Below are 14,048 nucleotides of genomic sequence, written 5' to 3'. Positions count from 1 at the left end.
CAATTATGACAACTCAATCAGCTCAATTATTCGCAAAAGCACAGCAAACAATTCCTGGTGGCGTAAACTCACCCGTCCGTGCATTTAAAGGTGTAGGCGGCGACCCCATTTTCATCGAACGCGCCGACGGTGCATACTTGTACGACGCTGATGGCAAAGACTATGTCGATTACGTTGGTAGTTGGGGGCCAATGATTTTAGGTCACAACCACCCAACAATTCGCCAAGCAGTGCTTGATGCCGTTGAAAAAGGCCTAAGTTACGGTGCACCAACGGCAAATGAAGTCACTATGGCTGAACTGGTAAAAAGTATCGTTCCGTCAATGGAAAAGCTGCGTATGGTTAACTCGGGTACGGAAGCGACGATGACAGCTATCCGCTTAGCGCGTGGCTATACGGGTAGAAACAAACTCGTAAAGTTTGAAGGTTGTTATCACGGCCATGCAGATAGCTTACTAGTAAAAGCAGGCTCAGGTATGTTAACCCTAGGTGAGCCCAGCTCGCCAGGTGTACCAGCTGAATTAGCACAACACACACTGACAGCCGATTTTAACGACTTAGATTCGGTAAAAGCACTATTTGCAGAGCACGGTGATGATATCGCTTGTATCATTACTGAACCGGTTGCTGGGAATATGAACTGTATCCCACCTGTACCAGGCTTTTTAGAAGGCTTACGCGAAATTTGCGATCAATCAGGTGCAGTGCTTATCATTGATGAAGTAATGACCGGCTTTCGTGTTGCTTTAGGTGGTGCACAAGCACATTACAATGTGACTCCAGATCTAACCTGTTTAGGTAAAGTAATTGGTGGCGGTATGCCAGTTGGTGCATTTGGTGGTAAAGCTGAAATTATGGCGCACATTGCACCTGAAGGCCCAGTTTATCAAGCCGGTACCTTATCGGGTAACCCAATTGCAATGGCAGCAGGTATTGCGGCATTAACCGAGCTTAAGACTAATCAAGACGAAATCTACGCTGATATTAGCGCTAAAGCCGAGAAGCTAGTTAAAGGCTTTAAAGCTGCCGCAGATAAAGCCGGTATTCCATTAACAACGAGTCAAGTTGGCGGTATGTTTGGCTTCTTCTTTACCGAAGCAGAACAAGTTACAACATACAAACAAGCAACGGAATGCAATATTGAACGCTTCCAAAAGTTTTATCACTTAATGTTAGAGCAAGGCGTATATTTAGCACCAAGTGCTTATGAAGCTGGTTTTACTTCAACAGCGCATACAGATGCGGATATTGAAAAGACAATCAGTGCAGCAGAGAAGGCATTTGCTCAGCTTTAAGCTAAACCAACTATTAATTGAAAAGGCGTTAAGTATCATTACTTAACGCCTTTTTTTATAACTCAAATAAAAAAGCCGCGTAATCATGTGTTATCAATTACGCGGCAAAGGTGCTTAGGAAGAAAAATGAACTAAAAACCCTAAGCTGACTTTAAATGATGTTTGATTTACAACGCGGCTAATTCCAGCGTGACTTGCTCAATACCTTTTTGCGAAATTCGTTTTTTAAACTCCGCCTGTTTACTGGCAATAAGTGAAATTCCTTCAACAACCATGTCATAAGCTTTCCACTGCTGAGTCTTTTTATTCTGGCGCATCTTAAAAACCAAACTGATTTCAGGTGCACCGTCAGCTACAATTTTTGTTGCCACAGACACTAATTTCTTACCTTTAATCGCCTGAGGCTTTTGATAGATAACTTGCTGATCATCATATTGCATCAAGGCGTTAGCATAAGTTTTCACTAAGTAGTTTTTCATAGAGACAACAAAGTCTTTGCGTTGTTGCTTTGTCATTTTTTTATATGTTTTACCTAAAATTTTGTAAGCTGCGTATCTGTGATCAACAACAGGCATTAACTCTTCTAAAACAATTTTCTGCATCAATTTGGGGTCTGATTTCAAATTGGTTTGTTCAAGCTGGATACGACTAAATAAATGCTCACCTGTAACTTTAACAACCTGGTATGGAGAGCCCGCTTCTTTATGTGCAGCGGCTGTATTTAAGCTAATCAATAAGACTGCAAAGAAAATAAAAAAGCTCGCAATGTGTTTGTTCATGACCCTCTCCCAACATTTCTATTTCAGCGCTTTTTAGCTAAATGTGATTGGTAAACTAAGAAGCGATTCAAACATAAACCGACCAAGCGGTTTGTTTTGTTAATTATGCATACCGACCAAGCGGTTTGTAAAGAATTATTGTGAACAATTTATGATGTTTGAGATAAAAGGTCGTTAACCGAGGTTAAATGAAAGGCGTTTATTTGAAGCCAAGGCTAGTAACACTAGCCTTGTATTGAATCAGTTATTAAGTACTTAAGCTTTTTATATAAGAGCAAAGCTCTGCAATCACTTTCTCAAATAATTCTGTATTGCGACTGCTTTTTGCCAAATTATTAGCGCCGTGAAAAGACGCAACCATAAAATAAGCGGCTTGGCTGGTATCAACACCATCTCTCAACTTATCACTGACACGGTCTAAATTACTGGCAATCAATGTGTTTAACTGCTGTTGCAAACTTAAAATACGAACCCGAAAACCTTCATCGACACTCGACATCTCTTGGCAAAGATTATTTAGCGGGCAACCACACATTAAGTCGTCCAGATCTGCCTGCTGACAATAACTAGAAAAAAACGCTATTAGACCACTAATAGGGTCTTCTACTTCAACTGCGGGTCTCCAAGCTTCTAAAAACTGTGGTGTGTAAACTTCTTCAAAAACGGCGTAGCCAAGTTCCAGTTTATTATCGAAATGATGATAAAGCGCGCCTTTAGAAACACCTGTACGCTTTAATATGCAAGATAAGCTAGTGGCAGTAAAACCCTGCTTGTGAATTTCATCAGCGGCGACTTCAAGGATTTTCTGACGCGTTAACTCTGCATCTCTCATATACACCTACTTTAGTTTGCTGAACACAAAATGATTCTAACCGACCTACCGGTCGGTTGCAAATGAGCAACAATTAAAAAAGGCAGCACCCAAATCAGTTGATTAAAAGTACTGCCAATGGCTATGAGAAAATAGTGTTTATAAACAGCCTTCTAACTTAGTCCAAGCACCCCATGGATTATTGTCAGGCATACTTGTTGTCCACCAATTAGCTTGATAAACAGTACCTTGATAAATGGCTTTTTCCCCCTTTAAGTACACTTGACCAGCCTGGTAATCTGCAACAACTTGGCAATCACCTTCAGATACTTGATCACCAGCAAGTAATACTGTGATAGCTAAGCCTGAAGTCATCACATCAAACTGAACACCTTGCTCTGTTTGATTAAAGGGCAAAGCTAAGGCTCCTTGATAAATAGCTGCTACTTTCTGAGATTGATCTATAGTGAGTGTCAATTCAGCTTGATATGCTGAACATGCAGGGTTTGATAAATCAAATTGTGCAATATAACCAAAAGGCACTGTTTGAATATCAAGTGAACAATTCTGGCTGGCCATACGATAATTAACTATCGCTTCAGGTGTGTCTAACCAAACCGCTTTGTCTTCCACTTTTACCGCTAAATAATCTAAAAACTCGGTAAACTCATTAAGCGGTACACTGTAATAAGAAGTATCGTTAACGCCGTGGAAATATTGCAAACCAAAACCGCCATTAGCAATGGTATCGTCCAAATACGCAGTAATTTTTGCCGCCCCTTCGTGTGCTTGGTTATACGGTCCCCACTCATCATCGTATAAATTTCCTAATAACTGGTACGGGTCAGAAAAATCGGCAGCATTGATGCCATGACTCATCGTAAAGTTACCATCGAGGAAAGTTTGTTTGCGGACCATAGTGATCAAGTTTGAATCGCGCATCATTTGTAGGCTATCGCTTGATAACAAACCATAGGGGATACCAAACATTGATGGCATAAAGCCAGTTTGTGCGTATATCTCTTGGTTGGCAACAGTAACCTCTTGCTCGTCATCCCAAGTGATAACAGCGTTAGGATCCCAGCTGGGTGCATCAGGATATGCATGTGTTTTTGAATGATTGAAAATACTAAAACCAGCATCAACAAACGCTTTTGCTTTTTGCCATTTAGATTCATCGCACAGGCTGGTTATTACCCCAATTGACGTGGTTAAACCACGCTCAGCCACTTCAGGAAAAACATGTTCACCTATGCCATTGGCGCTATCTAAACACCAATCATCGTGCTGCATTGCATAGGCAGCAGGTAAATTATCTTTCCATGTTGCAACATTCAATGCAGGAGTTTGCCCGGAAGCAATGATTTTTGTCAGCATTTCAATATTGTCCAGTGCAAGGTCAATAGAGAAATGTCGACCACCAAAATTAGGGCTTTGTGGGTCATCGTCACTAAAGTCTATGTATTGCAGCTTTAATAGCAACTCATCTTCTTGATCAAACGCCATTTGCTCACAGGCATTGATATCATTTGCACAATAGAAGCTTTCATTAACCATTAACTCCCACCCTTTAAATTGAATGGCACCGTCGCCAATATCCCCAACACTGCAATCAATTGGTTGTAGTTGTTGCCATGCATTAGCCTGCATTGTTGGTTCAGCTTGCGTCCACCAATTGGCTTGCCATAAGTAGCCATTGTGAATCATTTGATCGCCTTGATCGGCATGGCTAGGTTGACCTTGCCAGTTAGTTTGTGGGAAATCAGGGTAAACATGGGTGTCGTTACAAACATCAGCAAAAGCATTGGCGCCCAGTAAACTCGTCAAACATAAGGCTAGTGTGGTTTTTTTCATTATTATCGACCTCGTTATCAAGTTGATTGAAACCCTCAACAATCGGCATAGCGATGTGAGGTACGAGATAAAAACTAAATGTAAAAATCTTGTTAAAAAAGAGGGAGGACAATGCCATCTTATAAACGACACCTAAAAAACAATTTTAATATTTAAAATCAATAACTTATACAGAAAATAGTATAACAATATTTGATGAACGGTAATTTGAAAGGTCTCAACGGTATAGTGAGTAGGCTAACGACTGTCACCTTCGTATAGAAAACACATAAGATATTGTTTTTATTTAACTTTAGACAATAAGTGACCATAAGTCACAGTGAAAAATTAAAGCACTGAGCTCAATTATTGGCTGAGTAAAGAGATTTTTCATATGAACTGATGGTATCTGTGTTTTGTTAAACGCTAGTGTGTTTGCAATAATGCTCAACTGTCAGCCATAAGTTAGTCATTCGAAAATAACAAAAAAGATGCGTACTTTTTCACTCCTTATTTTAATCATATTCTTTAGCGGACCTTCGCTTGGGCAGCCGTTCAAGCTCATTGGGTACTTCCACGGGCACCAGAGTTATTTGGACAAGCCGATCGCGCAACTCGCAATCCCGCACTACAGTCATTTAATTTACAGTCAAGCAGCACTAAGTCCAGGTGGCACAGTGTTATCGAGCGACCATTTTATAGACTTTGAATTAAAACAATTAAACGATGCGGGCCAGAGTGTAAAAGGCAATTACAACGGCATAAAAAGCCTCAAATCCAATCACCCCGATCTAAATGTCATGTTGAGTATTGGCGGTTGGGCACAATCTAATTTTATTTCAGATATTGCAGCCGATGAAAATAAAACCGCAACCTTTATACAGTCAGCACTGGCGTTGAAAAAAAGCTATGGCTTTGATGGATTTGAAATTGATTGGCGATTTCCTGGATTTAAAACAACACCCAATCAACAAGTCAGAGCAAATGATGTAAGTAACTACTTACTATTAATTAGAAAACTAAGGCAAGCCTGCCAAGATTGTGTACTCAGTATTACCGTACCAGATAAAGCCTTGTATCGAGTTAATTGGGATTTTAGCCAATTTGCTAAACACGTGAGCTTTTTTAATCTTATCGCACACGAATATCACGGCGCATGGAATAAGAATACCGGACACAAAGCTCCGTTATTTTCAGCGAAAAACCGAGTAGATGACAATATTGCCCGCGCCGTAAAAGAGCTATTTGAACAAGGTTTGCCAAATAGACAACTTGTTATCAGTATCACGAGTTTAGGCATGGGTTGGCAAGGTGTAGAAGACATAGAACAAGGACTAGGACAAAGCTATCAGTCAATTCCTATGGGGACTTATGATGACTATCAGCAAGGTGCGACAGGAAAGTTTAGCCACCAACACATTCAAACCTTGTTGCAAGACAGCACCTATCGCCAACAATGGCATGAACAAGCAAAAGCAAGCAGCCTATATAACCGGGAAAAAGCGATCTTCATCAGTTATGAAAGTAATCGCTCGTTAGCCGAAAAGCTGCTATTCAGTGCAAAGCATCAACTAGCTGGAATGGCTATTTCAGATATCATTGCCGATAGTAGTGATAAAACCAGTTTGTCAAAGCAAATACACCAATTTGAATACCCGTTTTATGCAAGGTATTTAGCTTTTTTGGCTTATATCAAACCGCTTATGCCATGGTTATTTGCCCTAATCTGGCTGAGCTTGTTTCTGCTCACGGCTTTTTTAATTTGGTATGGGCAAAAGCGCTGGTATAAGAAACAGTTTGATTCTGCTTTAGTGCAACTTCCTGAGCTTTCTGAGCAGCTAATTTCACTTATATCGAACCCTGCCAAAGCCGTCTCATTAACCGATCAACAACAAAACTCAGTTAATTTAATTGCTTTAAAAGCCGCTCAACTGAGTTACCAGCTTCCTCAGATAGCCAAGCTGCAACCCAAACAGCAGCATCAAATTAAAGAAACACTAGAAGAGCCTTTAGCTAAACTAGAAGCCTTTACTTTATTAATGCAAAAGCAAGATTCACTGTCTGATATGCTTGCTAGTTTATTTAACTTTTTAAAAGATGAGCACCTTGTCAGTGGTCTAAAACTGATTGAAGAGCATGAAGTAGTCGAACAAATAGGTCATTGTACTGCTGTGAAAACGGATGGTGAGCCTGCTAGTGACAATGAACAAATACCAAGTTTAATATTTAGCCACGATAAATGCGCTGCCCAGATAACCGATCCCGATCATTTTGACTTTCATTTACACCTGACTTTTTCGCAAACATTAACAGAGCAGCAAACCCAGTATTTTTCCCAGATAGCCCATCTTGTCACACTCGCGAGAAAACAAGTTAGGAAACTTATTAAGCAACCACAATTATTGGCCGAATTACACGAAATCAGTCAACACAAAGACGATATTTTATTTATTCAAGGCGCCCGTGGTTATTCTGGTATTTATTGTAAAAACAAAACAAATCCGAGTTACATTTACTTGAGTTTACGAGCAATTAGAAGCTATTTCCCAGATTTACTTGTTCAAGTACATCGCTCCTATTTAATTAACCCAAGATACATTTCAGGGCTAAACAAAAACAAAGCTAGCTACAGTTTATTATTGGCAGAAACTTTGGTACCAATTGGTCGTTCATATTTGAAAAAATTGAGAACGCATTATCCAAACTGGTTTGAGTAAACTAGGCTAAAGGTAGTCTTTTTGATCGAGTAGTTGCATGAGTGACCTCTTAAAACACGCAAATAAGCAACTCACTTTATTTGCATTAACTAAGGTGCCGATGATTTTTTTCTGTCGACCTAAAATTCTAGCTATTAATGATGAAAATATCGCAGTAAAGATCAGGTTAAATTGGTTTACCCGTAATCACCTTAAGAGCATGTATTTTGGCACTTTGTGTATCGGGGCTGATTTAGCGGCAGGCTTCATGGTCTTTGCCAAAGCGGAACAGGGCAATCACACCATACATTTTGCCTTTAAAGATATGCAAGCTGAATTCCTAAAAAGACCAGAGTCGGATGTTTACTTTGTCTGTGAGCAAGGCCATTTAATTGATAAACAACTCAGTAGAGCAATCAATACAGGCCAAAGGGTCAACCAACAAGTTAACGTTAGTGCTTATTGTGGTACTTACGAACCGCCACATAGAGAAGTCGTGGCTCAATTTGCTTTGACTCTTTCCGTAAGAGTCAAACCGTCTTAGCCACCAAATAACCTCTCAAACCACGATTTTTTCTTTTCAGGTTCTTTTTCAAAAGCTTCACCTTTTTTCGGCTTACGCTGACACATTGTTGGTTTGGGAAGAGCTTGATAAAGTGCAGGCAGTAATCGCACATTTTCACACCCTGGTGCTAAATGTGTACCCTGTTTTTTATCGAAATAACGCAGAGCAATAGACTCAGGTTTTGGCACTACAAGGTTAATGGGTTTTCGCTTAGCTTGATACTCTCCGTATACTTTTAGCGCGCCTGATGACCCAGTTAACTTGGTTGGTTTATTATCATCACGCCCCACCCAAACGACGGCAAGTTCCGTTTGGTCATAACCAACAAACCACGAATCTCGACTGTCATTGGTCGTCCCTGTCTTGCCTGCAAAGCGGCTTTTGCTGTACATGTTACTCAACCACTTTGCAGTCCCTGTTCTGGTTGTCTCTTGCAGCGCATAATTCAGTAAATAAGCTTGCTCTGCATTAATAACTTTTTGACTGTATTCATTGTTCTGTCGCCAAATCACTTTGTGCTGCGCTTTGATAGCGAATAAAGCGTGTAAATCGCGTTTGTAACCCATATTAGCAATGGGTTGATACATACTCGCAACTTGCATGGGTGTCATCTCTATCGAGCCCAGTAACATGGCAGGATATTGAGGGATGTATGAATCAACACCAAGTAGACGCAAGGTATCAGTCACTTTATCAATACCCAACTCCATACCAAGATTTACTGTCGGTACATTACGTGAAGCTGACAAAGCATCAATAAGTAGCACTTGCCCTTGATACTTACCATCATAGTTTTTTGGTTGCCAGCGCTTACCCGATTCACTTCCCAGCGCAATAGGCTCATCTTGCAACGGTGTTGCCAAATGATAATTTTGTTGGTGGTTTAATGCAGTTAAATAAATAGCGGGTTTTACTAAAGAGCCAATATTGCGTTTGGCATACAGCGCGCGATCAAAGCCTTTGTAATTCGCTTTCCTATCACCAATTTGAGCTAAAATGGCACCGTTTTGACTATTGATAACCACCATACCTGCTTGTAATTGCTTACTGCCTTTAGCGCTTTCAAGCTGAGATAATTTTCGAGCGACAGCATTTTGCGCGCGTGTCTGAGCAAGTGGATCAAAGTGAGTGAAGAGTTTTACGCCTGAATGAGGGTCAAAACTAAAAGCTTGCTCTTTAACAATTTTCTTGAATTCTGTTTTAACTTTGGCGATGTAACTAGGAAAACGGCCTGATAAGATCTTGTCTTTACTGATCACATCTAGTGGCCTAGAAACCGCATATTCATACTCTTTTCGAGACAAATAGTTATGCTCTGTCATTAGCCTTAAAACTAAATCACGTCTTTCTGTCGCACGCTCTGGGTTGCGTCTCGGGTCGTAATACGATGCACCTTTTACGAGGGCAACTAACAGTGCTTGTTGATGATGCTCTAATTCAGATAATTGCTTAGCAAAGTAAAACCTTGCAGCCATTGCAAAACCATTCACCGATTTTTTGCTGTGTTGGCCTAAATACACTTCATTGGCATAGGCTTGTAAAATCTCTTCTTTACTATATTGGGCATCGAGCAGAACGGCTATATATGCTTCTTTTATTTTTCGCCACAAGCTGCGCTCATGGCTTAAGAACATATTCTTTACTAATTGCTGAGTCAGCGTACTTCCGCCCTGCACTGTTCGACCTGCTTTAATATTTTGGATAAGCGCTCGCACAATAGATAAAGGTGCCACACCGTGGTGATCATAAAAATCTCTATCTTCAATTAAAATAAGTGACTGAGTTAAGAACTCAGGTACCTCATCTAAATTGACTAAGATTCGATTTTCAAAGTTGTTTGCTTGAATGCTATCAACTAAGAAAGGCTCGAGAGAAAAGCCAGACAATTGCGATTTAGCTTTAACATCATATATGCGCTTAATGCGACCTTGATAGAACTGAACCCTTAAATGCTTAGCGGCAACTTGCACATCGGGGGTTTCGTAACCTCGGCGTACAAATTCGAGCAGGTCTTTATTAGCCATTAAAGCATATTGGCCAGAGTGAGTGAGATGATCATTTCGACTATAATCGAGCAGCTTCAAACGTTCGATTAACCCTGTTCGAGTCAGAGCGTCCCCTTTAGCAAAGTCCATAGCTTGCCCATAAACATGTATGGGTAGCTGCCATTTATGACCTTCAAACTTCTGTTTAATTTGCGCATCAAGGTAGACACCAAAAGCAATGACAACAGCTAAAGACAAAACGACTAACTTAATAAACAGTAATTTAAGCCACTTCATCTTAGAATTTGCTGATGTTGCTTTTTTAGCTTGTTTTTTTGCCACTAAATGCCTCTTGCTCTTTTAGTTTGGGTACCTGCTATCGCGTTAGCAGGATCGTCTGGCCAGTAATGCTTAGGGTAACGGCTTTTCATATCTTTTTGAACCAAGCTGTAACTACCTTGCCAAAAACCCGGTAAATCATTTGTTGTTTGAATCGGTCGTTTGGCGGGGGATAACATTTCAATCACTAACACAACCTGGCCTAATGCAATTTTAGGGTGCTCAGTGATGCCGTAAAAAGATTGCATAGGCGCTGATACTTTCACACCCGCGGGATCGCAATAATCAAGTTTTACCTTTTTATCATCAGCCGTAATATAACTATTCGGTAGGTTGTCCTTTAGCCAAAGCTGTTCAGGGTAACTCAAATAAGTATTAACAATTTCAGTTAAATTAATACTCAGTAGCTGTTCAATGCTGTGAATATCATCAAGCCACATTGCAAAAAATAACCAAGGCTTAGTTTCGATTAAGGGTAAGTCCACTAAAGTTTCAAAATGCTCTGGTGCAAGAGATTTCGCTAAACTTATCTTTGCAAGAAGCTGCTCAAGCGCTTTAAATTGTTTAAACGTTGTCAATCCATTCTGCTTAATATAACTCAGCCATGCTTGCTTTCTTTGCTCTTTATTAGGCTTACTGGTTAAGCGTTGCTCACTAATGGTTAATGCAAATAACTGCTGTTTTTCGATAAAGACGAGTTGACCTTTTTTATCTAATTCGGCCTCTACCTGTGTTTCAGTGATATTGTCAATATAAGGGCCAATAGAAGGCCAATCTATTTCTAAAGCCTGGTTAATAATACCCGCGGCCTGATTTTGGCTGAAGCTCGCTTTTGTCACGATGAGAAGATCTGGCTGATGTAAGTGAGTTACACTGTGATGGAACACAACACTGCTACCTGAAGCTAACTTGTATTTATCACCCACTTTCATTGCAATACGCTCAGGCCAAATACGAATCAGCGCTTTTGCAAGCTCGGCCCGATCAAACTCTGAGCGGCATTCTGATGAATTATCATATCCATAGCGTTTAGCTTGATTAGACAAGCTTTTACTCTGATAAAACGCGTGCTCAATTTGCCTTTCTAAACGCCATTCATTGGCTAAGACAGGTGGACGGCTATCTGTCAGATAAGCAGCTAGCCTAGCCGCTGTATTATCTTTTAGTTGTACTAATATACCGATATAAGGCTCAAACCCAACTTCAGCGACAGCCCGACCGAGTTTAGTTAATTTGTGCTGTTCACAGACAAGACCTGCTGTTTTTAATCTAGAGTAAGCTTTTTCAATTTGATTGTCGGTCGGTAAAGTAGCAAAGTTAAGCTCAGCAATAGTTTGAGCTCCCCACTGCAAGGTGTCTAGCAATAAAGCATCAATATTAGCGGTCTCTATTTCGGCAGGATAATCAGCGCGCAATCGTGCATGTTCTGATTCTGGCCATATACGGTAGCAATGACCTGCTTTAACCCTTCCAGCCCTACCCATTCTTTGAGTAGCAGAAGCGATTGAAATTTTTTCGGTTAGTAAACGACTAAAGCCAGTTTTATCATCAAAGTGTACTCTGCGATGCAAACCCGAATCGATAACCACCTCAACACCTTCAATGGTTAAACTCGTCTCTGCAATATTGGTAGATAGAATAACCCGCTGCGCAGCGTGCGATTGAGCCAGTACCGATTGCTGCTGTTGCAAGTTGAGTTGACCGTGCAATGTTTCGACTTGGCAATCAGGCAAATGCTCAAGCAATTGGCTATACAATTGATTAATTTGAGCAACACCGGGCAGAAATACGAGGATATCGCCCTGATGCTGATTAACTGCATACTGAATGACTTTGGTTAAATGAGAGATCAAATAGTCATTTTTAGCAATTGGACGATAATGAATTGCAACAGGGTAGAGACGACCATCGACCTCAATTAGCGGAGCATCAGGCAAAATTTGATTAATGCGTTGCATATCTAAAGTTGCTGACATGACTAATAACTTGAGATCGTCTCTCAGTGCCTGCTGAGCGTCAAAGCAAAAAGCAAATGCGGTATCTGCCTGTAATGAAGCCTCATGGAACTCATCAAATATAATCAGCTCGTAATCGAGTAATTCAGGGTCTGACTGTATCATCCGAGTTAAGACACCCTCAGTGATCACTTCTAATTTAGTTTGAGTTGATACGAGACTTTGACCTCGCATTCTCAGTCCAACTGTTTGCCCTAGCTTTTCGCCTAATTTAGATGCTAAATAATTTGCGATATTGCGAGCAGCAACTCGTCTTGGCTCAAGTAATAACAGTTTACCTTTAAAATGACCGCTATTGAGTAACGCTAAAGGTAGCCATGTAGACTTACCTGTACCAGGTGGTGCCTGTAGTGTGACATTAATGTTGGATTTGAATGCATTAAGCAGTTGGTCAAAACAAGATTCTATTGGTAACAAAGTGTGCAGGCTTAATAAATTATTCTAATCTCATATTATGCTAATTCATCTAAAAAAAGGCACTAACAATTAATAAAATGAATGAAGATACTATTCGATTGTTTGTAGGGTTTGATATCCCCTTCCATGCCACTAAACAGATTGAGCAGTTCAGACAAGATAAAATACAATTAAATTATAGTAGACCTATCGCCAGCTCCAATTTCCATATCACCTTGTGCTTTATTGGTATACAGGCAGTTACTGAGCTAAAAGAGATAAAATACCAGCTAACTCAAATTAGAGCCAAAGCAATTGAGCTATATACCAAAGAGCTTAACCACTTTAAAAAACCAAAGGTGCTTTATTTATCCGTTGATTCATACGCTACTAACGTACTGACTGATTTAGCCAATCAAATAAGAGCTAAACTGATAGGGTTTCTACCACAAACATCGTTACAGGCTTTTAAACCTCACATTAGTTTATTCAGAAATTACATCCGTGATAGAGAACCTGACTTAACTAATAATAAATTACCACCCTTAACTTGGTTAGCAGAAGAGATATTTCTTTACCAATCTCATAGAGTTGATGATCAATTAACTTACACTAAATTGATGGCTATCTCTCTAGGTGACTAAATAAAACGTAAATAAGAATAAGAAGCGATATAAACCAAATACAACGTAAGATATTTCTCACACCACCGTAGGTTTTTGCTTTTTAATTACAGGAATCTAACCTTACCTGAACACTAACCGAATGAAATATATGAAGTTTTTTAAATTAACAATAATATGACACGTTTTTATTCGTTTCAGATACTTTAATAACAGGTCCGATTACTTAGAATTAACAATGTCGAAAGGAGCTAGGAAGCACCAAGGATGACGACAAATAGCATGATGCTAACAGGAAAAATGGAAAAGGAACAGGAAAGGACATACTCAGGAAGAGTACAAGCAAGGTAGCTTAACAAGGAAAGATCAAGGATAGCCGTCTAGGACAGACAAGCTGATAGCAGTATTGAATGGGTTGCGCGTAAACATGGAGTTTTAATTATCAAGGTAGATAATTCGCGCAAACCAACTGCTAATTCTCAATATAAACACTTCTGATTCAATCTACACTCATCTAATCATTTTCATTCAGCTATATCAGCCAGTAATTAATTTAAAAGCTCAACGTTGATATTCAAAAAATCAGAATGCAGAAAAGCAGAAAGCCCGTTACTTTCCTAACGGGCTTTTCTTCAATAGGAGTCTGGCAGTGTGCTACTCTCACATGGGACCTCCCACACTACCATCGCCGCTATTAGGTTTCACTTCTGA

At 40.0% G+C, this 14,048-nt stretch carries 9 protein-coding genes; 4 read left to right on the top strand and 5 right to left on the bottom strand.

What is annotated here, in order from left to right; translation table 11 throughout:
* The first annotated feature begins 5 nt into the window (after positions 1-5).
* On the top strand, positions 6-1,295 hold the full coding sequence (gene hemL / locus HR060_RS16170; protein ID WP_174201333.1) for a glutamate-1-semialdehyde 2,1-aminomutase: 1,290 nt from the start codon (positions 6-8) through the stop codon (positions 1,293-1,295).
* 167 nt (positions 1,296-1,462) lie between these two features.
* Here hemL and HR060_RS16165 read toward each other — a convergent pair whose 3' ends face one another.
* The 3 genes from HR060_RS16165 to HR060_RS16155 all read right to left on the bottom strand — a co-directional run bounded on the left by HR060_RS16165 (position 1,463) and on the right by HR060_RS16155 (position 4,739).
* Entirely contained in the window at positions 1,463-2,074 is a 612-nt protein-coding gene (locus HR060_RS16165; RefSeq protein WP_174201332.1) for an MlaC/ttg2D family ABC transporter substrate-binding protein, read from the bottom strand.
* Positions 2,075-2,321: 247 nt separating this feature from the next.
* Positions 2,322-2,906, bottom strand: a complete 585-nt coding sequence (locus tag HR060_RS16160) for a TetR/AcrR family transcriptional regulator (protein WP_174201331.1) — start codon at positions 2,904-2,906, stop codon at positions 2,322-2,324.
* 138 nt (positions 2,907-3,044) lie between these two features.
* Entirely contained in the window at positions 3,045-4,739 is a 1,695-nt protein-coding gene (locus HR060_RS16155; protein WP_174201330.1) for a cellulose-binding domain-containing protein, read from the bottom strand.
* Between the two features lie 470 nt (positions 4,740-5,209).
* On the opposite strand from HR060_RS16155, the gene HR060_RS16150 reads away from it, so the two are divergent.
* Positions 5,210-7,435, top strand: coding sequence for a glycosyl hydrolase family 18 protein (locus tag HR060_RS16150; protein ID WP_281362628.1), 2,226 nt, complete (start codon positions 5,210-5,212; stop codon positions 7,433-7,435).
* A gap of 37 nt (positions 7,436-7,472) precedes the next feature.
* The gene (locus HR060_RS16145) at positions 7,473-7,958 is read left to right on the top strand and encodes a DUF4442 domain-containing protein (RefSeq protein WP_174201328.1); all 486 of its coding nucleotides are present in this window, start codon (positions 7,473-7,475) and stop codon (positions 7,956-7,958) included.
* Here HR060_RS16145 and mrcB read toward each other — a convergent pair.
* Both mrcB and hrpB read right to left on the bottom strand, forming a co-directional pair.
* A complete protein-coding gene (gene mrcB / locus HR060_RS16140; protein ID WP_343044259.1) occupies positions 7,955-10,306 on the bottom strand; it encodes a penicillin-binding protein 1B in 2,352 nt (783 codons plus the stop codon). The genes HR060_RS16145 and mrcB overlap by 4 nt on opposite strands.
* On the bottom strand, positions 10,306-12,735 hold the full coding sequence (gene hrpB / locus HR060_RS16135; protein WP_174201327.1) for an ATP-dependent helicase HrpB: 2,430 nt from the start codon (positions 12,733-12,735) through the stop codon (positions 10,306-10,308). The genes mrcB and hrpB overlap by 1 nt, the downstream gene beginning before the upstream one ends.
* Before the next feature lie 77 nt (positions 12,736-12,812).
* On the opposite strand from hrpB, the gene thpR reads away from it, so the two are divergent.
* A complete protein-coding gene (gene thpR / locus HR060_RS16130) occupies positions 12,813-13,358 on the top strand; it encodes an RNA 2',3'-cyclic phosphodiesterase (RefSeq protein WP_174201326.1) in 546 nt (181 codons plus the stop codon).
* The last annotated feature ends 690 nt before the right edge of the window (positions 13,359-14,048 follow it).

The sequence above is a fragment of the Marinifaba aquimaris genome (assembly GCF_013328345.1).
Classification (GTDB): domain Bacteria; phylum Pseudomonadota; class Gammaproteobacteria; order Enterobacterales; family Alteromonadaceae; genus Marinifaba; species Marinifaba aquimaris.
Note: the sequence above shows the minus strand (reverse complement) of the source record. Positions and strands in the feature narration are given on the sequence as shown.